This window comes from Amycolatopsis sp. NPDC051371, assembly GCF_040682155.1.
Taxonomy (GTDB): domain Bacteria; phylum Actinomycetota; class Actinomycetes; order Mycobacteriales; family Pseudonocardiaceae; genus Amycolatopsis.
Genome location: NZ_JBFBAG010000011.1, coordinates 13,139 through 36,463 on the forward strand (window position 1 = coordinate 13,139; position 23,325 = coordinate 36,463).

Annotated in this window: 25 protein-coding genes; 17 read left to right on the forward strand and 8 right to left on the reverse strand. The window is 73.2% G+C overall.

The window, feature by feature from the left end; genetic code table 11:
* The first annotated feature begins 62 nt into the window (after nt 1-62).
* The 9 genes from AB0M59_RS15850 (at nt 63) to AB0M59_RS15890 (ending at nt 8,567) form a co-directional block, all read left to right on the forward strand.
* Entirely contained in the window at nt 63-1,028 is a 966-nt protein-coding gene (locus tag AB0M59_RS15850) for a UDP-glucuronic acid decarboxylase family protein (protein ID WP_364614893.1), read from the forward strand.
* A 114-nt stretch (nt 1,029-1,142) separates the two neighbouring features.
* On the forward strand, nt 1,143-2,816 hold the full coding sequence (locus AB0M59_RS15855; protein WP_364614896.1) for a carbamoyltransferase C-terminal domain-containing protein: 1,674 nt from the start codon (nt 1,143-1,145) through the stop codon (nt 2,814-2,816).
* On the forward strand, nt 2,816-3,376 hold the full coding sequence (locus tag AB0M59_RS15860) for an SIS domain-containing protein (RefSeq protein WP_364615477.1): 561 nt from the start codon (nt 2,816-2,818) through the stop codon (nt 3,374-3,376). Before AB0M59_RS15855 ends, AB0M59_RS15860 begins: the two co-directional genes overlap by 1 nt.
* Complete coding sequence (locus AB0M59_RS15865) at nt 3,373-4,740, forward strand: PfkB family carbohydrate kinase (RefSeq protein WP_364614899.1); 1,368 nt, start codon at nt 3,373-3,375, stop codon at nt 4,738-4,740. The genes AB0M59_RS15860 and AB0M59_RS15865 overlap by 4 nt, the downstream gene beginning before the upstream one ends.
* A 24-nt stretch (nt 4,741-4,764) precedes the next feature.
* Nucleotides 4,765-5,451: an SDR family oxidoreductase gene (locus AB0M59_RS15870; protein ID WP_364614902.1), complete on the forward strand. Its 687-nt coding sequence runs from the start codon at nt 4,765-4,767 to the stop codon at nt 5,449-5,451.
* A complete protein-coding gene (locus tag AB0M59_RS15875) occupies nt 5,442-6,392 on the forward strand; it encodes a glycosyltransferase family 9 protein (protein WP_364614905.1) in 951 nt (316 codons plus the stop codon). Before AB0M59_RS15870 ends, AB0M59_RS15875 begins: the two co-directional genes overlap by 10 nt.
* The gene (locus tag AB0M59_RS15880) at nt 6,385-7,695 is read left to right on the forward strand and encodes a UDP-glucose/GDP-mannose dehydrogenase family protein (protein ID WP_364614908.1); all 1,311 of its coding nucleotides are present in this window, start codon (nt 6,385-6,387) and stop codon (nt 7,693-7,695) included. Before AB0M59_RS15875 ends, AB0M59_RS15880 begins: the two co-directional genes overlap by 8 nt.
* The gene (locus AB0M59_RS15885) at nt 7,692-8,297 is read left to right on the forward strand and encodes an NAD(P)H-dependent oxidoreductase (protein WP_364614911.1); all 606 of its coding nucleotides are present in this window, start codon (nt 7,692-7,694) and stop codon (nt 8,295-8,297) included. The genes AB0M59_RS15880 and AB0M59_RS15885 overlap by 4 nt, the downstream gene beginning before the upstream one ends.
* A gap of 90 nt (nt 8,298-8,387) precedes the next feature.
* Complete coding sequence (locus AB0M59_RS15890; RefSeq protein WP_364614914.1) at nt 8,388-8,567, forward strand: hypothetical protein; 180 nt, start codon at nt 8,388-8,390, stop codon at nt 8,565-8,567.
* 77 nt (nt 8,568-8,644) lie between these two features.
* Here AB0M59_RS15890 and AB0M59_RS15895 read toward each other — a convergent pair whose 3' ends face one another.
* Both AB0M59_RS15895 and AB0M59_RS15900 read right to left on the reverse strand, forming a co-directional pair.
* Nucleotides 8,645-9,700, reverse strand: coding sequence for an FUSC family protein (locus AB0M59_RS15895; protein WP_364614917.1), 1,056 nt, complete (start codon nt 9,698-9,700; stop codon nt 8,645-8,647).
* Between the two features lie 112 nt (nt 9,701-9,812).
* Complete coding sequence (locus AB0M59_RS15900; RefSeq protein ID WP_364614920.1) at nt 9,813-11,162, reverse strand: aldehyde dehydrogenase family protein; 1,350 nt, start codon at nt 11,160-11,162, stop codon at nt 9,813-9,815.
* A gap of 89 nt (nt 11,163-11,251) precedes the next feature.
* Here AB0M59_RS15900 and AB0M59_RS15905 point away from each other — a divergent pair, with 89 nt between their 5' ends.
* The 3 genes from AB0M59_RS15905 to AB0M59_RS15915 are packed head-to-tail and all read left to right on the forward strand — an operon-like array spanning nt 11,252 to nt 14,339.
* Nucleotides 11,252-12,730 carry an HAD-IIIA family hydrolase gene (locus AB0M59_RS15905; protein ID WP_364614923.1) on the forward strand — a complete coding sequence of 493 codons (1,479 nt, stop codon included), beginning with the start codon at nt 11,252-11,254 and terminating at the stop codon, nt 12,728-12,730.
* Entirely contained in the window at nt 12,727-13,767 is a 1,041-nt protein-coding gene (locus AB0M59_RS15910; protein WP_364614926.1) for a glycosyltransferase family 9 protein, read from the forward strand. The genes AB0M59_RS15905 and AB0M59_RS15910 overlap by 4 nt, the downstream gene beginning before the upstream one ends.
* Before the next feature lie 2 nt (nt 13,768-13,769).
* The gene (locus tag AB0M59_RS15915; protein ID WP_364614929.1) at nt 13,770-14,339 is read left to right on the forward strand and encodes an antibiotic biosynthesis monooxygenase; all 570 of its coding nucleotides are present in this window, start codon (nt 13,770-13,772) and stop codon (nt 14,337-14,339) included.
* A gap of 39 nt (nt 14,340-14,378) precedes the next feature.
* Here AB0M59_RS15915 and AB0M59_RS15920 read toward each other — a convergent pair whose 3' ends face one another.
* Together AB0M59_RS15920 and AB0M59_RS15925 are read right to left on the reverse strand one after the other, a co-directional pair.
* On the reverse strand, nt 14,379-14,567 hold the full coding sequence (locus tag AB0M59_RS15920) for a DUF2795 domain-containing protein (RefSeq protein ID WP_364614932.1): 189 nt from the start codon (nt 14,565-14,567) through the stop codon (nt 14,379-14,381).
* Between the two features lie 56 nt (nt 14,568-14,623).
* Nucleotides 14,624-15,643 (reverse strand): hypothetical protein, encoded by a 1,020-nt coding sequence (locus AB0M59_RS15925; RefSeq protein WP_364614935.1) that lies wholly within the window; start codon nt 15,641-15,643, stop codon nt 14,624-14,626.
* A gap of 153 nt (nt 15,644-15,796) precedes the next feature.
* Between AB0M59_RS15925 and AB0M59_RS15930 the strand changes: the two genes are divergently transcribed.
* The 4 genes from AB0M59_RS15930 (at nt 15,797) to AB0M59_RS15945 (ending at nt 17,994) form a co-directional block, all read left to right on the forward strand.
* Nucleotides 15,797-16,621: an SDR family oxidoreductase gene (locus tag AB0M59_RS15930; protein WP_364614938.1), complete on the forward strand. Its 825-nt coding sequence runs from the start codon at nt 15,797-15,799 to the stop codon at nt 16,619-16,621.
* A gap of 157 nt (nt 16,622-16,778) precedes the next feature.
* A complete protein-coding gene (locus AB0M59_RS15935) occupies nt 16,779-17,228 on the forward strand; it encodes a DUF4383 domain-containing protein (RefSeq protein ID WP_364614941.1) in 450 nt (149 codons plus the stop codon).
* On the forward strand, nt 17,225-17,635 hold the full coding sequence (locus AB0M59_RS15940; protein WP_364614944.1) for a hypothetical protein: 411 nt from the start codon (nt 17,225-17,227) through the stop codon (nt 17,633-17,635). Before AB0M59_RS15935 ends, AB0M59_RS15940 begins: the two co-directional genes overlap by 4 nt.
* The gene (locus AB0M59_RS15945) at nt 17,632-17,994 is read left to right on the forward strand and encodes a VOC family protein (protein WP_364614947.1); all 363 of its coding nucleotides are present in this window, start codon (nt 17,632-17,634) and stop codon (nt 17,992-17,994) included. Before AB0M59_RS15940 ends, AB0M59_RS15945 begins: the two co-directional genes overlap by 4 nt.
* Nucleotide 17,995: 1 nt before the next feature.
* Here AB0M59_RS15945 and AB0M59_RS15950 read toward each other — a convergent pair whose 3' ends face one another.
* From AB0M59_RS15950 to AB0M59_RS15960, 3 genes are read right to left on the reverse strand one after another with little or no spacing between them, the layout of a single operon-like run.
* Nucleotides 17,996-18,430, reverse strand: coding sequence for a DUF6292 family protein (locus AB0M59_RS15950; RefSeq protein WP_364614950.1), 435 nt, complete (start codon nt 18,428-18,430; stop codon nt 17,996-17,998).
* 58 nt (nt 18,431-18,488) lie between these two features.
* Complete coding sequence (locus AB0M59_RS15955) at nt 18,489-19,145, reverse strand: phosphoribosyltransferase family protein (protein ID WP_364614953.1); 657 nt, start codon at nt 19,143-19,145, stop codon at nt 18,489-18,491.
* Between the two features lie 45 nt (nt 19,146-19,190).
* Nucleotides 19,191-19,529, reverse strand: a complete 339-nt coding sequence (locus AB0M59_RS15960) for a hypothetical protein (protein WP_364614956.1) — start codon at nt 19,527-19,529, stop codon at nt 19,191-19,193.
* A gap of 112 nt (nt 19,530-19,641) precedes the next feature.
* Here AB0M59_RS15960 and AB0M59_RS15965 point away from each other — a divergent pair, with 112 nt between their 5' ends.
* Nucleotides 19,642-21,087, forward strand: a complete 1,446-nt coding sequence (locus tag AB0M59_RS15965; protein WP_364614959.1) for a glycoside hydrolase family 76 protein — start codon at nt 19,642-19,644, stop codon at nt 21,085-21,087.
* 174 nt (nt 21,088-21,261) lie between these two features.
* Here the strand turns inward: AB0M59_RS15965 and htpG are convergent, their stop codons facing one another.
* Nucleotides 21,262-23,166, reverse strand: coding sequence for a molecular chaperone HtpG (gene htpG / locus AB0M59_RS15970; RefSeq protein ID WP_364614962.1), 1,905 nt, complete (start codon nt 23,164-23,166; stop codon nt 21,262-21,264).
* Nucleotides 23,167-23,325 lie beyond the last annotated feature (159 nt).

The following is a 23,325-nucleotide window of genomic DNA, read 5'->3' on the forward strand; positions in this document are numbered from 1 at the left end:
GGTACCCGTGTGCCGGGGCCTAAACGGGTTTGCCGGCACGGGGGCCGGGTAGCCGGATCGGCATGACGAAAGCGGGAGCGACCAGGCGGTTCGAGCGTGCGGTGGTGACCGGGGGCGCCGGTTTCGTCGGTGCGCACCTGTGCGAGCTGCTGCTCGCCGAAGACGTCGAAGTGATCGCCGTCGACAACCTCGCGACGTCCTCGGCGGACACCCTGGACGCCCTGCGCCGCCACGACCGGTTCCGGTTCGTGCGCCACGACGTCACGCAGCCGATGCCGCTGAACTGCCACGCCGACGTCGTGTTCCACCTGGCCTCCGCCGCGTCCCCGCGCGATTACCTCGCCCTGCCGATCGAGACGCTGCGCGCCGGCTCGCACGGCACCGAGCACGCGCTCGACCTCGCCCGCCGCGACGGCGCCCGGTTCGTGCTCGCGTCCACCAGCGAGGTGTACGGCGATCCCCTGGAACACCCGCAGCGCGAAGAGTACTGGGGCAACGTCAACCCGATCGGGCCGCGCAGCGTCTACGACGAGGCCAAGCGCTACGCCGAAGCCCTGACGTCCGCCTACCGCCGCGAACACCGCGTCGACACCGGTATCGCGCGGATCTTCAACACCTACGGCCCGGGCATGCGCGCCCACGACGGCCGGATGATCCCGGCGTTCCTCGACCAGGCCCTCAAGGGCGAGCCCATCACGGTCACCGGGACCGGCGAGCAGACGCGGTCCATCTGCTACGTCGAGGACACCGTCCGCGGTCTCCTGGACCTCGCGCGGTCGGACCACCCCGGGCCGGTGAACATCGGCAACCCGCACGAGCTGACCGTCCGGCAGGTCGCCGAGCGGATCAAGGAGATCACCGGCTCCGATTCGCCCATCGAGGACATCGACGCCGTCGTCGACGATCCGCAGCGCCGCTGCCCCGACATTTCGCTCGCGCGGGACGTCCTGGGGTGGGAACCGAAGATCGACGCCGACGACGGTCTCCGTCGCACCGCGGCGTGGTTCCGCCGTGCGCCACTGCGCTGAGTAGCGACGCCCAGGGCTTTCGCCCGCAATCGTTTATGAGTGACTTCGCGGGGTAGCGCTATAGGTGAGAGCGGGCCCGAAGCGCCCGCACCCCGGAACGCCAGAGGCAGGTCGATGCGCATCCTCGGGATCAACGCCGTTTTCCACGATCCGGCCGCCGCGCTGGTCGTGGACGGTGAGATCGTCGCCGCAGCCGAAGAAGAACGCTTCAGCCGCCGCAAGCACGGCAAGCAAGCGGTCCCGTTCTCCACCTGGGAACAGCCCGCGCAGGCCGCGGCCTGGTGCCTCGAACAGGCCGGACTGTCCGCGAAGGACCTCGACGCCGTCGGATATTCCTACGACCCCGCGCTGGTCGAAGCCGGCCTGCCCGGCCACGACCCGAGCGGCGAGGAACTGCGGACGGAGTTCGCGAAACGGGCCCCGCTGTTCCTCAAGTCCGCTCTGCCCGGTTTGGACCCCGGCATCGTCCGGTTCGTGCGCCACCACGTCGCGCACGCCGCGTCGGCCGCGCTCGCCGCGCCGTTCGGGGACTGCGCCGTGCTCGTCGCCGACGGACGCGGCGAGAGCACGTCCTATCTGGCCGGTGAGTACCGCGACGGCCGGTTCAAGGAGCTGGCCGCACAACGGCTCCCGCATTCGCTCGGCCTGCTCTACGAAGACCTGACCGAGCACCTCGGCTTCGCCCGCTCCAGCGACGAGTACAAGGTGATGGCGCTGGCCTCCTACGGCAAGCCCGAGTACCTCGACGAACTCTGCGAGCACGTCCACGTCACCGGGGACGGCGGCTTCCGGGCCACCGGCGTCGACCTGGCGGCGCTGGCCCCGCCCCGGGGGGCCGGCGAGGAGCTCACCCGACGCCACGCCGATCTCGCCGCGAGTGTCCAGAAAGTCCTCGAGGACATCTTGCTGGAGCTGACGGACTGGCTGCACGAACGCACCGGCCAGCGCGACCTGGCGCTGGCGGGCGGGATCGCGCTCAACTGCGTCGCCAACTCCCGCCTGCACGCCGAAGGCCCGTTCGACCGGCTCTGGGTACAGCCCGCGGCGGGTGACGCGGGCACGGCGCTCGGTGCGGCCCTGCAGCTCGCCGCCGAGTCCGGGGAGCGCGGCGCACCGATGGGCGACGCCGGCCTGGGGCGCGAATGGACGGACGAGGAACTCGAGGAGATCCTCGTCAAGGCGAAGCTGCCGTACGAGCGTCCGGACGATCTCGCCGAAGCCGTGGCCGAAGCGCTGGCGAACGACGACGTGGTGGCCTGGTTCCAGGGCCGCGCCGAGTTCGGGCCGCGGGCGCTCGGGCACCGGTCGCTGCTGGCCCACCCGGGCCGCAAGGCGAACCTCGAGCGGCTCAACGACGTCAAGGGGCGCGAGCAGTTCCGCCCGGTGGCGCCGATGGTGCGGGCCGAGCGGGCGGCCGAGATCTTCACCCGCGGACCGCTTCCCAGCCCGTACATGCTGTTCGTGCACGACGTCGCGGCGGACTGGCGGGACCGCATCCCGGCCGTCACCCACGTCGACGGCACCGCCCGCGTCCAGACCGTCGACGACCGGGACAACCCCGTGCTGGCCCGGATGCTCGCCGGGTTCGAACGGCGCACCGGCCTGCCGGTCGTGGTCAACACCAGCCTCAACACCGCGGGCCGGCCGATGGTCGACTCGCCCCGCGACGCGCTGGAGTGCTTCGGCTCCGCGCCGATCGACCTGCTCGCGCTGGGGCCGTTCGTGCTCCGGCGTCCTCGTCCGACACGAGCCGGCGCGGCGTCGCCGGAGGAGAAGGAGGTGCCGTGATGGAAGACCATCTCGCCGCTCTTGCCGAGGCCGCCCGGCGGACCCGCGAATCCGCCCCCAAGATCACCGCTTGGGGCCGGCACCTGGCGACCGTGTTCGAAGCCGGCGGCCGGTTGCTCGCCTGCGGCAACGGCGGCAGCGCGGCCGAAGCCCAGCACCTGACCGGCGAGCTCGTCGGCCGGTTCCGCCACGAACGGCGGCCGCTCTCGGCGATCGCGCTGCACGCGGACACCTCCGCGACCACGGCCATCGTCAACGACTACGGCGACCACGAGGTCTTCGCCCGCCAGGTGCAGGCGCACGGCCGGCCGGGGGACGTCCTGGTCTGCCTGTCCACCAGCGGCGGCAGCCAGAACGTCGTCGCCGCCGCGAAGGCCGCGCACGAGCTGGGTGTCACGACGTGGGCGCTGACCGGGCCCGCCCCGAACCCCCTCGCCGCGTTGTGCGACGACGCGGTCACGATCGAAGCGCCGACCGTCGCGACCGTGCAGGAGATGCACCTGGTGCTGGTGCACGGCCTGTGCGCGGCGCTCGACGACGCGCTCGGGGTGACCGCGTGAAGCCGCTCGTCGTCCTCGGCGACACGCTGCTCGACGTCGACGCAGAAGGCACCGCGGACCGGCTGTGCCCGGAGGCGCCGGTGCCGGTGGTCGACCTGACCGCCCGGCGGCGGCGCCCGGGTGGCGCCGGCCTCGCCGCCCTGCTGGCCGCGCGGTCCGCGGCCGAGGTCGTGCTGGTCACGCCCCTCGGGGACGACGAAGGCGGGCACGCGCTCACCGGGCTGCTCGAACCGGACGTCACCGTCGCACCCCTGCCCCTGCGCGGCACGACGGTGTGCAAGACCCGCATCCGCGCGGGCGGGCAGTCGTTGCTGCGCCTGGACTCCGGCGACGGCACCGCCACCGCCGGCCCGCTGCCGGCCGGCGTGCGTGAGATCCTCGAAGGAGCCGGCGCGATCCTCGTCGCCGACTACGGGCGCGGCCTGACGCGCAACCCGGACGTCCGGCGGCTCCTGTGCCGGCTGGCGGAACGGATCCCCGTGGTCTGGGACCCGCACCCGCGTGGCGCCCAGCCGGTGCCGGGCGCCCGGCTGGTCACCCCGAACCTCGCCGAGGCGCGCGCGGTGCTCGCCGGGCACGAGGAGCCGGCCGAGCTGGCCAAGCTCCTGCGCGGGCACTGGCGCGCCGACGCGGTCGCCGTCACCGTCGGCGGGCGCGGCGCCGTGCTCGCCGACGGCCTCGGCGAAACGACCGTGCCGGTCCCGTCCGCGGCGCGGGTGTCGGGGTACACCGCGCCCGACACGTGCGGCGCGGGCGACCGGTTCGCCGCGGCCGCCACGGCTGCGCTGCTCGACGGCGCGGACACGACGGAAGCCGTGGTGACGGCGGTCGAGGCGGCCGCCCGGTTCGTCGCCGCCGGCGGGGCCACGGCACTGTCCACGAACGACGGTCCGGTGGCGGACCCGCAGCCGGCCACCGACGCCTTCGGTCTCGCCGAGCGCGTCCGGGAGCGCGGTGGCCGCCTGATCGCCACCGGCGGCTGCTTCGACCTGCTGCACCCCGGGCACGTCAGCCTCCTGCGGCAGGCGCGCGCCCTCGGCGACGCGCTCGTCGTCTGCTTGAACTCCGACGCGTCGGTGCGGGCTCTCAAGGGGCCGGGCCGGCCACTGGTGCGGGACCGCGACCGGGCGCGACTGCTGACCGCTTTGTCCTTTGTGGACGCGGTCGCCGTGTTCGACGAGGCCTCCCCCACCGCCGTGCTGGAGCGGCTGCGCCCGCACGTGTGGGTCAAGGGCGGCGACTACGCGCAAGCGGACCTCCCCGAACGCGAAGCCGTCGAACGACACGGCGGTGAAGTCGTGCTCGTCCCGACCGTCCCGGGCTATTCGACGTCCCGCCTGGTCGCCGCCGCGACCGGTGCCTGAATCCCCGACTTCCCAAGGAGTGCGATGCGACCCCTCGGCAACGTCCTGATCACCGGTGGCGCGTCCGGCCTCGGTGCCGCCACCGTCGACGCCGTCCGCAAGGCGGGCGGGACCCCGTACGTCCTCGACCGCGTCCGCCCCGACGACCCGGCCGAATACGTCGAAGCCGACTTGACCGACACCGCGGCGACCGAAGCGGCGGTACGTGATTTGGCCGAGCGCGCGGGCGGCTTCGACGGCGTCTTCACCGCCGCCGGCACCGACGCCTGCGGCCCCCTCGGTACTGTGTCCACAGAGGACTGGGAACGGGTCGTCAAGGTCAACCTGTTCGGCACGGCCGCCGTCATCCGGGCCGCACTCCCCTACCTGGAGCGTTCGCACGGCACGGTGGTCACCGTGGCGTCCACGCTGGGCATCAAGGCCGTGAGCGACGCGACCGCCTACTGCGCCTCGAAGTTCGGCGTCGTCGGGTTCACCCGCGCGCTCGCCGCCGAGCTGGCCGGGCGCGTCGGCGTCACCCTGCTGATCCCCGGCGGGATGTGGACGCACTTCTTCGACGAGCGCACCGACCAGTACAAGCCGCCGCCGGACGCGAAGCTCAACCAGCCGGAGCACGTCGCGAACACCGTCGTCTTCGCGCTGCAGCAACCGCCGGGCGCCGAGGTCCGCGAGCTCGTCGTGTGCGCGTCGGAGGAGGGGTCGTGGCCGTGAGCGCCGCGGTCCTCGTGCTGCGCGCGCTCGGCATCGGGGACCTCCTGACCGCGGTCCCCGCGCTGCGGGCGCTGCGGGCCGCGTACCCGGACGACCGGCTCGTCCTGGCCGCACCGCAAGGTCTGCGCGACCTGGTCGAGCTGATCGACGCGGTCGACGAGCTCCTGCCGACGCCCGGGCTCGGCGAGCTGGCGTGGCCGGGGCCGCCGCCCAGGCTGGCGGTGAACCTGCACGGCAGCGGCCCGGAGAGCCTCCACGACCTCCTGCAGACCGACCCCGCCGAGCTGCTGACCCACCACCACCCCGACTTCCCCGATGTGCCGGGCCTCCGGTGGCGCGCCGACGTGCACGAGGTCGACCGCTGGTGCCGGCTCGTCGAGTACGCCCACCTGCCGGCGGACCGCACGGCGCTGCGGCTGCCCGCACCACCGGGCCCGAGCCCCGCGCCGGATGCCGTCGTGGTACACCCCGGCGCCGCGTTCCCCGCGCGCCGCTGGCCGCCGGAGCGGTTCGCCCGCGTCGTCGGCGAGCTGGCCGCGGCCGGGCACCACGTCGTGCTGACCGGCAGCGCCGGCGAACGCGACCTCGCCCGGTCGATCGCCGAGCGGGCCGGACTCGGCGAAGACGCGGTGCTCGCCGGGCGGACGGATCTGGCGGAGCTGGCCGCGCTGGTGGCCGGGGCCGCGCTCGTCGTCTGCGGCGACACCGGCGCCGGGCACCTCGCGACCGCGTTCGGCACGCCGTCGGTGCTCCTGTTCGGCCCGACCCCACCACGCTTGTGGGGCCCACCGCCGGAAGCGCGGCAGCACGTCGTGTTGTGGGCCGGGAACGTCGGGAACCCGCACGGCGACGAGCCGGACGGCGGACTGCTGCTGCTCGGCGAGGAGCGCGTGCTCGCCGCCACCCGCTCGGCGCTGGAAGCCCGGGTGCCGCATGGCTGAGCACATCGGGATCGTCGGCGCGGGCTACGTCGGCCTGACCAGCGCCGCGTGCTTCGCCCGGCTCGGCCACCGCGTGACCTGCGTGGACGCCGATGCGGCCAAAGTGGACCAGCTGGGCCGGGGCGAGGTGGCCATCGCCGAGCCCGGCCTGCCCGAGCTGGTCGCCCAGGGCCTCGGCGACGGCACGCTCACCTTCACCGACGCCCAGGCCGAGCTGTACGGCGCCGACCTCGTCTTCCTCTGCCTCCCGACCCCGCCCGACCGCGACGGCCGGCCCGACCTCGGTGTCCTCGAAACGGTTGTGGCGCAGCTCGGCCGGCTGCTGCGGCCCGGCTGCGTCGTGGTCACCAAGTCGACCGTCCCGGTCGGCACCGCGGCCCGGCTGCCCGGGTTGCTGCGCCGGGACGACCTGCCCGTCGTGGCCAACCCCGAGTTCCTCCGCGAAGGACACGCCGTCGAGGACTTCCTGCACCCGGACCGGGTCGTGGTGGGCACCGACCCGCCGGGTTCGGCCGCTGCGCACCGGGTCGCGCGCCTCTACGAGCCGAGCGGCGCGCCGCTCGTGACGACCGACTCGGCCAGCGCCGAGCTCGCGAAGTACGCGAGCAACGCGTTCCTCGCGGTGAAGCTGTCCTACGTGAACGTCCTCGCCGAACTGTGCGAGCGGTTCGGCGCCGACGTCCGGGAGGTCGCCCGCACGATGGGCCTGGACGCGCGGATCGGTCCGGAGTTCCTCGCCCCCGGCCCCGGCTGGGGCGGCTCGTGCCTGCCGAAGGACACCTCGGCGCTGCTGCACGCGGCCGAATCGGCCGGGATCGAGTTCGGCATCCTGCGCGACGCGGTCCGCGTCAACACCCGGCAACGCGCCCGCGTCATGCGGGCCGTGCGGCTCGCCGTCACCGGGTCGGCCGCGGGCTCTCTCGCCGGCGCCCGGATCGGCCTGCTGGGCCTGGCGTTCAAGGCCGGCACGGGCGACCTGCGCGACTCGCCGGCCTTGGCGGTGGCGGCCGAGCTCGCCCGGGCGGGCGCCGAACTGACCGCGCACGACCCGGCGGTCGGGGCCGTGCCGGGCCTGGACGTCGTCCAGGTGGTCGACGACCCGTACCTGGTGGCCAAGGACGCCGCCGCGCTGGTCGTGCTCACCGAGTGGCCGCAGTTCCGGGACCTCGACTGGTCCCGGCTGGCCGCGTCGGCCGCGCACGCGGTCGTCGTCGACACCCGCAACCTGCTCGATTCCGGCGAGCTGGCCCATGCCGGCTTCACCCACGTCGGGGTCGGCACCCACCCACGGAGGCAGTCATGACCCTGCGCGTCCTCGCGCTGACCTGCACGCTCAAGCCATCGCCCGCGAAGTCGAGCAGCGACCTCATCGCGCGTCAGCTGCTCGACCTCTTCGCCGAGCGCGGCGTCACGGGCGAGGTGGTCCGCGTGGTCGACCACGACGTCCGCCCGGGCGTCGAGGCCGACATGGGCGCCGGGGACGAGTGGCCGGAGATCCGCCGCAAGATCGCCGCCGCGGACATCCTGCTGGTCGCCACCCCGACGTGGGTCGGGCACATGTCGAGCGTCGCCCAGCGCGTCCTCGAACGGCTGGACGCGGAGCTGTCCGAAACCGACGACGAGGGCCGGCCGGCGATGTTCGGCAAGGTCGCGGTCGCGGCGGTGGTGGGCAACGAGGACGGTGCCCACAAGATCATCGCCGACCTGTTCCAGGCGCTGAACGACATCGGGTTCACGGTGCCCGCGCAGGGCGGCACGTACTGGAACGGCGAAGCCATGCAGGGCGGCGACTACCAGGACCTCGACGAGACGCCGAAGGCCGTGGCCTCGACGAACGCGACGCTCGTCCGCAATGCCGTCCACCTGGCGACCCTGCTCGGAGCGCAGCAGTACCCGCCGTCCTGACTACTCCTTTCGAGTGATGCGACTGGTCCGGACGAGTGTGGCGCAGGCCACGGGGTAAGCGGTCGGGACCATCCACAGTCAGGGGAAACCATGCCGAACCGAGTGATGATCAGCCGCGACAGCAAGCCCCTTCCGTGCGAGGAGTGCGGGCTGCCCACGCTGCACGTCGCCCGGCTGGTCGCCGGGGACGGCACGCTGCTCGGCCAGACGATGGTCTGCACGGCCTGCCGCCGCCACCGCTCCGAAGCGGAAGCCGTCGCCGTCCACTGACGACCGCCGCGGTCCGTGAATGGCACATCGAGGGACTTGAAGTCCCTCGATGTGCCATTCACGGCTTTCCCGCCGAGTCAGCGGTTTTCGATCTTCTCCACCAGCAGCCGCGCGGGGAAGGTCATCGTGCCCAGGCCCAGCCGGGCCGGGACGCCGTCCTCCTCCGCCGTCACCAGCCGCTCCTCCAGCTTCTCCAGCAGCGCGCGGCACTCCTCCAGGTCGACCGGCTCCCCGGCCACCGCCACCGCCTGCACGGCGCCGGCCAGCAAGTGCACCAGGTCGGCCAGTGAGTTCCGCGCGTCCGGCCACGGGTACTCGAACGGGTGCTGCTCGCGCCGGACCGCCGTGGTGCGCACGGCGGCGATCAGCTGGGCCACCGAAGGCCACAGCGCGATCAATGTCCGAAGTGGACGCTCGTGGTGGGTGCCGTCCTTCGGGCGGCCGCGGCGCAGGTTGAGCTTCCGCCCCTCCCGGGTCAGGCCGACCGCCTCTTCGGCCGCCACCACCTGGCTGCGCGTGTCCTGGGCCTGGGACAGCAGGCCGTCGAGGTTTCCCGGCTCGTCGCGGCGGACCAGGTCCGACAGCGACTCCAGGAGGTCCGCCAGCGCCGTCGCCAATCGGTCGGCCGCCGTGGCCAGGCGTTCGCCGTAGAGCGGCGGGAAGATCAGGGTGTTCACCGCGACGCCGATCGCCGCGCCCAGCGCCGTCTCCAGGAGGCGGTCGCCCATCAGCACCGGGTCCCGCGCCGTGCCGTAGGAGACCAGCAGCATGCCGGTCACCCCGACCCAGACCCCCGAGTCGCCGAAGCGCCGCCAGTTCCCCGCGAGCAGGCCCACGAACACGACGACGGCCAGCGCGACGGCCTGCGACGGGATCAGCTGGCCGGCCACGGCCGCGAGGAGCACGCCCGTGGCCACCGAGCCGACCTGCTGGATCCACCCGCGCAGCGACCGGTACACGGTCGCTTCCACCAGGAAGATGGCCGCGTACGGGGCGAGGAACGGCTGCGGCAGCTTCAGCACCAGCGTCGCCAGCAGCCACGCCCCGGTCGCCGCCAGCGTGGCCTTCGCCGCCTGGACGACGATCCGGCGTTCGCGGCCCGGCACGCGCACCGCGCGGGCGAGCCAGCCCACCGGGGTCCGGTCCCGCCGTTCGGTGTCCGCCGGCGCGAACGCGGTGGCGAGGCCGCGCTTGACGTCGTCGCCCGCCTTCAGCCGGAGGGCGCGGGCCCGTCACGCCGTCCGGTCATGCGGGCGGGGCGAGGTGCACGAGCTTCGTCTGCGTCAGCTCGTCGAGCAACTCGGGCCCGTAGCCGTAGCCGTTCCCGCTGCGGCCGCGTGGGTGCGACGCCCCGCCTGGCGCGCCACCGAACACGTTGTTGACCTTGACGGTCCCGGCCGGCAGCTCCCGCCAGGCGCGCTGGGCGTGCGCCATCGACGCGGTGAGCACGGTCGCCGCGAGCCCGTAGTCGCCCTTGGCGGCTTCGGCGAGTCCTTCGTCGAAGCTCGCGACGACCCGCACCGGGGCCACCGGGCCGAACGTCTCCTCGCGCAGCACCCGCAGGTCGGCGGCGCACGCGGTGAGCACGGTGGCCGGGTAGTGCGCGCCGGGACCGTCCGGCACCGCTCCGCCGGTCAGCAGCCGGGCGCCGCGCTCGACGGCGTCCTCGACGTGCGAGTGCACGTGGTCGCGGTGCCGCCGGTCCACCAGCGGCGCGAGGGTCCGCGCTTCGGCTTCCTTGACCAGCGCCGCCAGGAACGGCTCGGCGACGGCCTCGTGCACGTAGATCCGTTCGACGGCCACGCAGATCTGACCCGAGTTGGCGAACGCGCCCAGCGCCGCCTGGCTCGCGGCCCACTCCGGGTCGACGTCGCCGTCGATGACCAGGGGGTCGTTGCCGCCGTTCTCGAGCAGCGTTTTCGCGCCGGTGGCGGCCGCGCTCGCGGCGATCGACCGGCCGGTCGCGGTGCTGCCGACGTGGGCGATGACGTCGACGTCGTCGCGCATCGCGAGGATCGCGCCGACCCCGCCGTCGCCGTGCAGGGTCTGCAGCACGCCGCCGGGCAGCACGCCGGCCAGGACCTCGCCCAGCAGCTGCCCGGTGTGCGGTGCGCGTTCGCTCGGCTTGTGCACCACGGTGTTGCCGGTGGCCAGGGCCGCGCCGAGCAGCCCGCAGGCGACCGCGACCGGGTCGTTCCACGGCGTGAGCGCGACGACCACACCGCGCGGCTCGGGCACCATGAGGTCCGTCGCGCCCGCGTCGCCGAGCAGACTGCGCCCGCGGTGGACCGGACCGAGCTCGGCGTACTGGTCGAGGGTTCCCGCGCCCGCCATGACCCCTTCGCGCGCTTCGTCACGCGGGCGCCCGGTCTCCGACTCGTTCGCGGCGGCCAGGTCGTCCGCGTGGGCGCGCAGCCGTTCGGCCGCGGTGTGCAGCAGCGCTCCCCGTTCGGCGGCCGGGGTTCGGGCCCACTCCGCCTTGGTTTCGTTCGCCAGCGCCAAGGCGGCGGCGATCTCGTCTTCGCCGGCGGCCGGCACAGTGCCGACGACGCTGTCGTCGGCCGGGTTCCGGATTTCGATCGTCCCCGCGGTCATCCGCACCTCCTTCGTCTCGCTGCACGGTTACCCGCGCGCCCGCGATCGACACGCCGTTTGACCGGGTCCGTCGCGGGTAGCCCACTGCGGTGACTTCTTCGCTCGATTACACCGTGGTGATCCCCACGACGGGCCGGGAGACGCTTCGGCCGCTTCTGGACACGCTGCTCACCGGGGAGGGCCCGCGACCGGCGGAGATCCTCGTCGTCGACGACCGCCCTGGCGGGTCCGAACTGGACGTTCCCGGCGGCGTCCGCGTCCTCCGGTCCGGCGGACGCGGACCGGCGGCCGCCCGCAACCTCGGCTGGCGCACGGCGAAGAGCGAGTGGATCGCGTTCGTCGACGACGACGTCGTGCTCGCCCCCGACTGGCCCCGGCAGCTGGGCGAGGACCTGCTGTTCCTGCCGGCCGGCGTGGCCGCCTCCCAGGGCCGGATCACGGTCCCGCTGCCCGCGGACCGCCGTCCCACCGACGACGAACGCGGCACGGCGGGCCTCGAGCACGCCCGGTGGATCACCGCGGACATGGCGTACCGGCGCAGCGCGCTCGTCGAGGCCGGCGGCTTCGACGAGCGGTTCCCACGCGCGTTCCGCGAAGACTCCGACCTCGCGCTGCGCGTCGCCGAAGCCGGGCACCGGATCGACCGGGGCGAGCGGCTGACGACGCACCCGGCCCGCCGGACGGGGTTCCTCTACAGCCTGAAAGCCCAGCGCGGCAACGCCGACAACGCGCTCATGCGCCACAAGCACGGCGTGCTCTGGCGACAGCGCACCGGTGCCGGCCACGGCCGGCTGGGGCTGCACGCACTGTCCACCGTGGTCGGACTGGCCGCGCTCGCGCTGCCGTTGCTGCGGCAGCGCGGGAAAGCCGTCCTCGCCGCCGGGGTTTGGGCCGGGCTCACGGCGGAGTTCGCCACTCGCCGGATCCTGCCGGGTCCCCGCACGCCGGGCGAGGTGGCCCGGATGGCCGTCACCAGCGTGCTCATCCCGCCGGCCGCGTGCTACCACCGCGTCCGCGGGGAGCTCGCGGCGCGGCGCCCGAGGCCACCGGTCGCGGTGCTGTTCGACCGGGACGACACGCTGATCGTCGACGTCCCCTACCTGAACGACCCCGACGGCGTCCGGCCCGTGCCCGGCGCCGTCGAGCTGGTGCGCGGGCTGCGAGAGCGCGGCGTCCCGGTCGGCGTCGTGAGCAACCAGTCGGGAGTCGCGAAAGGACTGATCACCCCGGACCAGCTCGCGGCCGTGAATGCCCGCGTCCGGGAGCTGTTCGGGCCGTTCGGCACCTGGCAGGTGTGCGTGCACGACGACGGCGACGGCTGCGCCTGCCGCAAACCCGCGCCCGGCATGGTCCTGCGCGCCGCCGGAGAGCTGGGCGTCGATCCCGCGTCCTGCGTGGTCATCGGCGACACGGGCGCCGACGTCGACGCCGCACTGGCCGCCGGGGCCCGCGCCGTGCTGGTGCCGACGGCGCGGACGCTCGAACCCGAGATCGCCCGGGCCCGCCGGCACGCCGCCGTCGCCCGGGACCTGTCCGAAGCGTTGCGCCTCGCCGGGGTCGCCGGATGACCCGGGTGCTCGTGGTCCGGCAGGACAACCTCGGGGACGTGCTGCTCGCCGGGCCCTGCGTCCGGGCGGTGGCGGCCGGGGCGTCCCACGTGACGCTGCTGGCCGGGCCGCACGGCCGCGCCGCGGGCGAGCTGTTGCCGGGCGTCGACGACCTGATCACCTGGCGGGCGCCGTGGATCGACCCCGAGCCCCCGCCGGTGACCGCGTCGGACACGGGGGCGTTCGTCGAGCTGGTGCGCTCGCGCTCGTTCGACCGGGCGCTGATCCTGACCTCGTTCCACCAGTCGCCGCTGCCGTTGGCACTGTTGCTGCGGCAAGCCGGGGTGCCGTGGATCGGCGCGATCTCCGAGGACTACCCGGGGAGCCTGCTCGACCTGCGCCACCGCGTCGACGGCGACCCGCCCGAGGCGGTCCGCATGCTCTCGCTCGCCGAAGCGGCCGGGTACTCGCTGCCGCCGGACGACCACGGCGCCCTCGCCCTGCGGCGCCCGCTGCCGAACGTCAGCCGGCTGACCGGCGGCGGCCCGTACGTCGTCGTGCACCCGGCCGCGTCCGTGCCCGCCCGGCAGCCGTCGCCCGCCTGGACCCACCGGGCGGTGCGGGCGCTGTCCGCCGACGGGTACCGCGTGATCGTGACGGGCGCGCCGGGCGAAGCGCACCTCACCGTCGGCGTGGCGGGGACGTCGGCGGTGCACCTCGGCGGCCGGACGTCGCTGGCCGAGCTGGCGGCGGTGCTCTCGGGAGCGCAGGTCGTGGTCGCGCCGAACACCGGCCCCGCACACTTGGCCGCGGCGGCGGGGACCCCGGTGGTGTCGCTGTTCGCCCCGGTGGTGCCGGCGGCGCGGTGGGCACCGTACGGGGTGCCGGTGGTCATGCTCGGCGACCAGCGCGCGCCGTGCCGGGACAGCCGGGCCCGGGTGTGCCCGGTCCCCGGCCACCCCTGTCTCGACGCGATCGACCCGGCCGACGTCTGCCGCGCGGTGGCCGAACTCGGCGCGGTCACCGCCCCCCGCACGGCGATCACCTCGGCGTTGTAGCGATGTCCACTTCGGACACCAAGTCACGCCGCGACCGGTCGGAAGAGCCGGTGACCACGGTGTACAGCTGGCGCGCCAAGCCGGACCGGGTCGGCGAGTTCGCGGAGTGGGCCCGCGGCGCGACCGCCGAGGCGGCCCACTACCCGGGCAACCTCGCGGCGACCGTCGTGCACACCGAGGACAGTCGCGACTTCCACGTGGTCCACCAGTTCGCGACTCGCCGCGACCTCCGGAACTGGCTGGACTCCCCGGAGCGCGAGAAGTGGCTGCGCCACGCCCGGACCCTGGCCGCGACCAAGACGGCCCAGCAGCACCGGACGGGGCTGGAGACGTGGTTCCACGTCCCGTCCGAGGCGATCGCGACGATGAAACCCCCGCCCCGCTGGAAGATGTGGCTGATCTCGCTGGTCGCGGTCTACCCGCTGGTGCTGGGGTTCCAGGCGTGGGTGGTGCCGCTGACAGCGTCGTGGCCGCTGTGGCTGAGGGCGGCGATGTTCCCCGTGGTCCTGCTGACGACGATGACGTACGTGGTGATGCCGGCGGTCACCCGCCTGCTGCGCCGGTGGCTGTGACGGCCCGGGCGAGCGGCATCCCGCCCGGGCCGCGTCCGGTCAGCCGCCGATCTCCTTGCTGACGCCGCTCGGCCCGTCGTAGGTCCGGTCGGGCAGCCCTCGCACGACGTCGAGGGTGCCGTCATCGGCACCGTTGCGTTCGGCGGCGCGTACGAGATCGTCGCGCTGGGCGGGGTAGTCGACACCGGAAAGGTACTTCTGCAGCTCGATCGGGTTCGGCTTGCTCACGGGATGTCCTTCCGTTCGGGGAACGGCCGGTTACCCCGGCTTGCGCCGAACACACGTCAACTCGGGACCGGTTGTTCCTCCGCCGTCCTCAGCTGCCGGACCGTGGCGTCCGGGTGGCGGGTCAGCGGCTGCAGTGGCAGCTCCGGCGTGTTCGCGACCCTCTCCAGGTGCCGCAACAGGATTCCCTCCCGCAACGCCCACGGGCAGATCTCCACGCTCGGCACGTCGAGCGCGGCGAGCGTCACCTCGGCCCCCAACGCGCCGGCCACCACCTGCCGGGCGCGCGGACGCGAAATCCCCTGGAGCCCGGCGCGCTCGGCCGCCGGGAGACGAGCCAGCCGCGGGATCCACTTCCGCAGGTCCGCCACTGCCAGTTCCCGCGGCACGAACGGTCCTTTGCGCTGGGGCGCGGCGCCCGTCAGGCGGGCCAGCTGCTTGAACGTCTTGGACGTCGCGACGACCCGCCGCGGCGGGCCCTCCCAGCGCAGCCGGTCCAGCACCTCGGACAGGGTGTCGCGGACGTGCCGGCGCAGGTCCTTCAGCTGCGTGCGCGTCGGCGGGTCGGCCGTCAGGAACTCGCGGGTGAGCCGGCCCGCGCCGAGCGGGAGCGAGATCGCCAGCTCGGGTTCCTCGTCGCGGCCGAGCACCAGCTCCATCGAGCCGCCGCCGATGTCGACCAGCAGCAGCCGCCCGGCCGACCAGCCGTACCAGCGGCGCGCCGCGAAGTACGTCAGCCGCGCCTCTTCCTCGCCGGAAAGGAACTGCGGCCGGATCCCGGAGTCCGCCTGGATGCGGTCGATGACCTCCTCGCGGTTCACCGCGTCGCGCACGGCGGCGGTGACGAACGGGTAGGGGTGGTCGACGCCGAGCCGCACCGCCGCGTCGACCGACCGGCCCACCGCCGCGGCCACCCGCTCCACGCCGGTCTCGCTCAGCGTCCCGTCGGGCAGCAGCTCCTCGGCCAGCAGCGTCGGCTCCTTGACGGCGTGCGCCGGGAGCGGCGGCGCCCCGGCGGACACGTCCACCACCTGCAGCTGGGCCGAGTTCGACCCGATGTCCAGCACCGCGAGTCTCATCCGGACGGGGTACCCCGCACTCGTCGCGTTTAGGCCCAGGGCTCCCGCGAAGTCGGGTGGCCAGGCCGGATCGGGCGACCGGGACTTTGCCGGAGCCCTGGTGTTTAGGCCCTTGAGGACGTGGTAGCCGCCGGGGAACGAGAGGAGAGGCCCGTGTCCCTTCCGGCGCCATTGCCCGCCGAAGCCGCTTCGCCGCGGCGCGCCGTCGTGACCGGCGCCGACTCCGGGATCGGCCGCGCGGTCGCCGTCGCCCTCGCCGGCGGCGGTCTGGACGTGGGCCTTACCTATCACTCCGACGCCGACGGTGCCGAAGAAACTGCTGCCGAAGTCCGGTCGCACGGTGTAGCCGCCCACATCAGGCAGCTCGACCTCACCCGGCTGCCCGAAGCGGCCGACGTCGTCGACGCGTTCGCGGGCGACCTCGGCGGGATCGACGTCCTCGTCAACTGCTCCGGCACCGGTAGCAGCGAGCGCGTCCTCGACATCAGCTACGAGCAGTGGCGCGAAGTCCTCGACGTCGACTTGGACGGCGTCTTCCTTCTGTCGCAGCGTGCGGCGCGGCACATGATCGACGCCGGCCAGGGCGGCCGCATCATCACCATCACCAGCGTGCACGAGCACATCCCCCGGGTCGGTGCCGCGCCTTACTGCGCCGCCAAAGCCGGAGCGGGCGCGCTGACCCAGGTGCTCGCCATGGAGCTGGCCGAGCACGCCATCACCGTCAACTCCGTGGCGCCGGGCGAAATCTCGACACCGATGACCGGGCAGGCCGACGCCGACCCGCGGGAGCAGCAGCGGCCCGGCATCCCGCTCGGCCGCACCGGCCACGCCGCCGAAGTGGCGGCCGCGGTCGCGTTCCTCGCGACGCCGGCGGCCGGCTACATCACCGGCACGTCGCTCGTCGTCGACGGTGGCCTGCTCCTGATGGGCGCCCAGCTCGGAACGGCGCACGCCGGGCACGAGTGGCGTTCCCCCTGAGACCAGGGGCCCGCGTCCTGGCTTGCAGGGACCGGCGCGGGTCCCGGCCGCGGGCCGGACGGCGGACCTCAACCCCCGCCGTCCGGCCCCTTCCACTCCCCCCGTTTCCCGCCCGCGACGCCGGGTATCCGCTTCTGACCGCCGAAGGAGGCTCCCCATGACGTCCGCCGAGACCCGTTCCCGGACCGGCCCGGTCTGGCTCCGCCCGGCCGTCGCCGTGCTCGGGCTGCTCTACCTCGCGCTCGGCATCGCCGGCTTCCTGACGCCGGAAACGGCGGCGGTCGGCCACGAGACCAGCCGCGCGGTGTGGATCTTCAGCGTCACCCCGCTGCTCAACCTCGTCCACACGGTGGTCGGCGTGCTCGGACTGCTCGCTGCGACACGGCGGGCCGGCTCGATCATCTACTGCTGGGTCCTCTTCGTGGGCTTCGCCGGGATGACCGCCTACGGCGTCCTGTCGACGGCGTTCATCAACCCCGAGGACCCGATCAACGTCAACTGGGCGGACAACGTGCTGCACGGGCTCACCGCGGTCGCCGGGCTGATGCTCGGGATCTTCGGCGCCCGCGCCGCCGCGCGCCAGGCAACGAAGGGCAGCAGCGCATGACGAGCAGCGAAGCAGTTGTCGTGCACTACCGGCTGCACGCGGACTTCGCCGTCCGGTTCCCGTGGCTGCGCCACGCGCTGGGCCCCCGCAGTGGGCTCGAACTGGACGCCGACGGCCTGCGCGTCCGGCTCGGGCCGTGGCTCGTCTCCACGCCGCTGAACAATATCGCCGGCGCCGAGGTCAGCGGCCCGTACAGCCCGCTTCGCGGTCTCGGCGTCCGGCTGTCGCTCGCCGACCGCGGCCTGACCTTCGGCACCACGACCAAAGGCGGTGTGTGCCTGCGGTTCCACGAACCGGTGGCGGGCATCGACCCGTGGGGCCTGATCCGCCACCCGGGTCTGACGGTCACGGTCTCCGAGCCGGACCTGGTCGCCGACGCGATCAACCGGGTGGTGGCGCAGGCGTGAGCACCACGCGGATCCTCGCCGTCGCGGTCGACTGCCGGCAGCCGGACCTGCTGGCCGAGTTCTGGGAAAAGGCGCTGGGGCACGGAAAGACGCGGACCTGGACCGACTCCCGTGGCCTGATCTACCGGCAGCTGGACTTCGACGACGGTCCCGCGTTGCTGTTCCAGCCGGTGCCCGAAGAAAAGGCGGGCAAGAACCGGCTGCACCTCGACCTGACACCGGTCGGCGGTGACCAGCGCGCGGAAGTGGAACGGCTCGTGATGCTGGGCGCGAAGGTCCTCGACGACCCGCCGGACGACCCGTGGATCGTGCTCGCCGACCCGGAGGGCAACGAGTTCTGCGTCCTCCCGCCGCGCTGACTCAGGCTTGGCCCTCGGGCAGGCAGACGTCGTCGCCCGCGTAGGCGGCGAGGCGTTCGTCGAAGTCGTCCGGCGCCCCGGGTCTCCGGAAGTCCGGCGGATCCGGCTGCCCGGGATAGCTGTCGCCGTAGAGACCCCGCACGAACGCCACGACCGCTTCCGGCGCCGGCAAGACGTCTTCGCCGAGGTACGCGAGCACGACGACGTCCTCGCCGGTCGCCGACTCCACCGCCGCGGCCCAGCCGTCGCGTTCGTCCCACAGCAGTGCCGTTTCGTGGTCCGGGAACCGCGCGAGCCGCTGCTCGAGCGCGAGGTACGCCGTGGCCGGCGCGTCCACCTCGCAGAACCAGGCGGGCGCGTCCAGCGCGGCCGCGACGGCCAGCAGGTACTGCCTCAGCCCGCGCCCCGCGGCTCCGAGCCCGTCCCGTTCGATCATCACGCGCCTGCCCATCCGGTCGGTACCCCCGCCGGGTGATACCCCACCGCCCACCCGGTCAACCCCGGTGTTCCCCCAGGTGGAGCAGCAGGTCAAGGACCTCTTCGTCGCTCGTCTGGCGGAAATCCGCGTACCACTGACCGACCGCGCGAAAGTCCGGCGGTTCGGTCACGCAGACGACGTCGTCGGCTTCGTGCCGCAACCCCGCCACCGCACCCGGGGCGCCGACCGGCGCCGCGAACACGAGGGTCCGCGGGTTCCCGGCCCGCACGTCGCGCAGGGCCGCTGTCGCTGTGACGCCGGTCGCGAGCCCGTCGTCGACGAGGATGACGTCGCGGCCGGCGAGATCGGGTGCGGGCCGGCCGTCCCGGTAGCGCTCGAGCCGGCGGCGGGCCTCCGCGCGTTCCCGGTGCTCCGCCCGCGTCATCCGGGCCGCGCTGAGCTCGAGGCTCCGCAGGATCGCTTCGTCGTAGATCGCGGGGCCGTCCGGGGTCACCGCGCCGACGCCGAACTCGCGCCGGCCGGGCGCCCCGATCTTGCGCGCCACCGCGACGTCCAGTTCGGCGCCGAGCCGCCGCGCGACGACGGCGGCCACCGGCACGCCGCCACGGGCGAGGCCGAGCACGAGCAGGCCGCTCCAGGTGCGGCGGCCCAGCTCTCCGGCCAGCCGCCGGCCGCCGTCCTCGCGGTCGGCGAAGACCCGCTGGCCGCCCATGCCGGCTCCCTCCGCGTCAGTCGCCAGGGTAAGCCCGGCGCCCCCTCAGGCCCGCCAGCCGTCCTGCCAGTCCGGGTGGGCCTCGTACACCGAGGCGATCAGCTTCACGGACGCGTCGTCGTGGACGTCCCGGATCTCGCGGCGCAGGAACTCGGCCTTCTCGGCGAACGGCACCGGGTGCCGGTCCTCCATCGCCTCGACCGGGCCGCCGGCCAGCAGGAGGCCGTCGCCGTCGTCGGCGTACATGATGCGCAGCCTGCCCCGCCGCTCGGCCTCGTCGAGCAGCGGCAGCTCGCCGGCGCGGACCCGCTCTTCGTCCTCCGCGAGCCGGGCGAGCACGAATTCGTCGAGCTTCGCGGCCGGGGTGTCGTCGAGATTCGTCATGCGCGGGGGTTACCGCGGGAATTCCTGTCCGAAACCTGTCCGTTAAAGGACTGGACCAATATTATCAGCACCCGAAAATGGAAGCATTGCCCTTCAGCGCGGAAGGTGACAGATGAGCTTCCTGATCCCCCTGCTGACCGTGGTCCTGGCGGCTACGCCCACTCCGGCCCCCGCACCTGCACCGGCCGCCGCACCACTCGCGGCGATCTGCGACAAGTACTGCGACGCCAGGGATCCCGCACTCTCGCCCGGCGACCGTGAAGGCGCTTCGGCGTCCATCAGCGGCCGACGGCTCTCCCTGCACCTCGACGACGGCGACGACATGGGCTGGGCGGCGATCACCGGCGGTGCGGCCGGCGACCACGTCTGGCTGGACCGCTCGTTCGACGCCGGGCGCACGTGGGGGTCGGGCAGCAAGCTGGGCGACACCGCGACGCCGTCGGGTTCGACCGGCTGGCGGACCCTGATGTACAACGCCGACGACTGGAACGCCCAGGGCGTCGGCCTGCTGCGCGCCTGCGGGCAGCCCGCGGGTTCGGGGAGCATCGCCTGCACCGGCTGGGCCCGCCCGACGTGGAACGCCTGGGACCGGCGCACCGCGGCCGCCACGGCGCTGATGGAGCGCTACAACCTCGGCACCGGCCTCTTCGACACGACCGGCTGGTGGAACTCGGCCAACGCGCTCACCGCGATCATCGACAACATCCGCGTCAGCGGCATGTCGAGCTACCGCTACGCGATCGACACGACGTACACGAAGAACCTCGGCGCGCAGGGCGGCCAGTTCCGGAACGACTACCTGGACGACACCGGGTGGTGGGGCCTCGCCTGGGTGGACGCGTACGACCTGACGGGCGACAGCAAGTACCTGAACACCGCGCGCGCCGACGCGGACCACATGTTCGCCTACTGGGACGGCGTCTGCGGCGGCGGAGTCTGGTGGAGCACGAGCCGCACCTACAAGAACGCCATCCCGAACTCGCTGTACATCCAGCTGAACGCGGCCCTGCACAACCGCATCCCGGGCGACACGGCGTACCTGGCGCGCGCCCGCGCGGGCTGGACGTGGTTCGCGGGCAGCGGCATGATCAACGGCTCGAACCTGGTCAACGACGGCCTGAACACGTCGACGTGCGCGAACAACGGCCAGGCGGTCTGGTCCTACAACCAGGGCGTGCCGCTGGCGGCGCTGACCGAGCTGAACCGCGCGACGGGTGACGCGAGCCTGCTGACGAAGGCCCGCGCGATGGCGAACGCGTCGACGACGAACGGCTCGCTGAACCCGGGCGGCATCCTCCGCGACCCGGGCGAGACGGCCGGGGGCGGCGGCGCGGACGGCCCGACGTTCAAGGGCGTGTACGCCCGGGACCTGGCGGCGCTGAACAAGGCACTGTCGGACCACCCTTACACGACCTACCTGCAGCGCCAGGCGACCTCGGCGTACGGAAATGACCGGAACAGCGCGGACGCGTACGGGCTGCTGTGGGCGGGCCCGTTCGACCAGGCCGACGCGGCCCGGCAGCAGAGCGCCCTGGACCTGATGAACGCCGCCCCCTGACCGCGTGATCCGAGCCGTAACTCGCGTGATCCGGCCCGGATCTCGCGTGATTGGAGCCGGAACTCGCGAGTTCCGGCCCCAATCACGCGAGTTACGTCTTCAATCACGCGAGATCCGGCTTCTCTCACGCGAACTCCGGCGTGCCCGGGCGGGCCGAGCCGCCCGGGCGTCGGCTCAGAGGGTTTTCTCCAGGCGGCTCGCCAGCAGCTTGATGAACCGGGCCGGGTCGCCCAGCTCGCCACCCTCGGCGAGCAGCGCCATCCCGTACAGCAGCTCCGCCGTCTCGGCCAGGCCCTCGTCCTCCGGACGCGCGGTGTGCGCCTCCCGCAGGCCCGTCACCAGGCCGTGCTCCGGGTTCAGCTCCAGGATCCGCTTGATCGGCGGCAGCTCCTGCCCCATCGCGCGGTACATCTTCTCCAGCGTCGGCGACAGGTCGTGCGTGTCCCCGACGATGCACGCCGGCGACGTCGTCAGCCGCGACGAGAGCCGGACCTCCTTGACGTCCTCGCCCAGCGCCGTGCCCATCCACGACAGCAGGCCCTCGAAGTCCTTGTTCTGCTGCTCGCGCGCGACCTCGGTGGCCTTCTTGTCCTCGTCCGACTCCAGGTCGACCTGGCCCTTGGCGATGGACTGGAACTGCTTGCCGTCGAAGCCCGGAACCGCGTCGACCCACATCTCGTCGATCGGGTCGGTCAGCACCAGGACCTCGTAACCCTTGGCCCGGAACGCCTCCATGTGCGGCGAGTTCTCGATCGCGGACCGCGACTCGCCGGTCATGAAGTAGATGTGCTCCTGGCCGTCCTTCATCCGCTCGACGTAGTCGCGCAGCGAAGTCGGCTTCTCCGCGTCGTGCGTCGAAGCGAACGACGAGATTTCGAGGATGGCCTCGCGGTTCTCGAAGTCGTCGAGCAGGCCCTCCTTGACCGCGCGGCCGAACTCCCGCCAGAACGTCGCGTACTTCTCGGCGTCGGCGGTCATCATCGTCTTGACCGTCGACAGGACCTTCTTGACCAGGCGACGGCGGATCAGCTGGATCTGGCGGTCCTGCTGCAGGATCTCGCGCGAGACGTTCAGCGACAGGTCCTGCGCGTCGACGACGCCCTTGACGAACCGCAGGTACTCGGGGACGAGCGACTCGCAGTCGTCCATGATGAAGACGCGCTTCACGTACAGCTGGACCCCGCGCTTGCGCTCCCGCAGGAACAGGTCCATCGGCGCCTGCGACGGCAGGAACAGCAGCGCCTGGTACTCGAACGTCCCCTCGGCCTGCAGCCGGATCGTCTCCAGCGGGTCCTGCCAGTCGTGGCTGACGTGCTTGTAGAACTCGTGGTACTCGGCCTCGGTGACCTCGCTCGACGAGCGCGCCCACAGCGCCTTCATCGAATTGACGGTCTCGACCTTCGGCTCTTCGCCCTCGGCGGCCTCGCCCGCCATCCGGATCGGCCAGGTGATGAAGTCGGAGTACTTCTTCACGATCTCCCGGATCTTCGCCGGTGACGTGTAGTCGTAGAGGTGGTCCTCGGCGTCCTCGGGCTTGAGGTGCAGGGTGACCGCGGTGCCCTGGGGCGCGTCTTCGACCGGCTCGATCGTGTACGTGCCTTCGCCGGAGGACTCCCAGCGGACGCCCTCGGTGGTGCCGGCCTTGCGCGTCACCAGCGTGACCTTGTCGGCGACCATGAAGCTCGCGTAGAACCCCACGCCGAACTGGCCGATGAGGTCCTGCGACGCCGCCGAGTCCTTGGCCTCCTTCAGCTTGCTCAGGAAGTCGGCGGTGCCGGACTTGGCGATCGTGCCGATGAGGGCGACGACCTCGTCACGTGTCATGCCGATGCCGTTGTCGCGGACCGTCAGGGTGCGCCCGGCCGCGTCCGTCTCGAGCGCGATGTGCAGGTCGGACGTGTCCGCGCCGAGCTCCTTGTCGCGGTACGACTCCAGCCGCAGCTTGTCGAGCGCGTCGGACGCGTTGGACACCAGCTCGCGGAGGAACGTGTCCTTGTTCGAATAGATCGAATGGATCATCAGCTGGAGCAGCTGACGCGCTTCCGACTGGAACTCGAGCGTCTCGATCGGGGTGGTCACTTCCGGTCCTTTCCGGGGCGGGGGCCGAGGTGGGGCGATCCTACCGAGGCGGTCCGACATTCCTCGGCGTCACCCGGTCGCGCACTTTATGAACGCAATGTAGGTGGGCCCCGCCTCCCGGGGTGATGCTGGCCACGCCCCGCTGCCGATCAAGGAGGA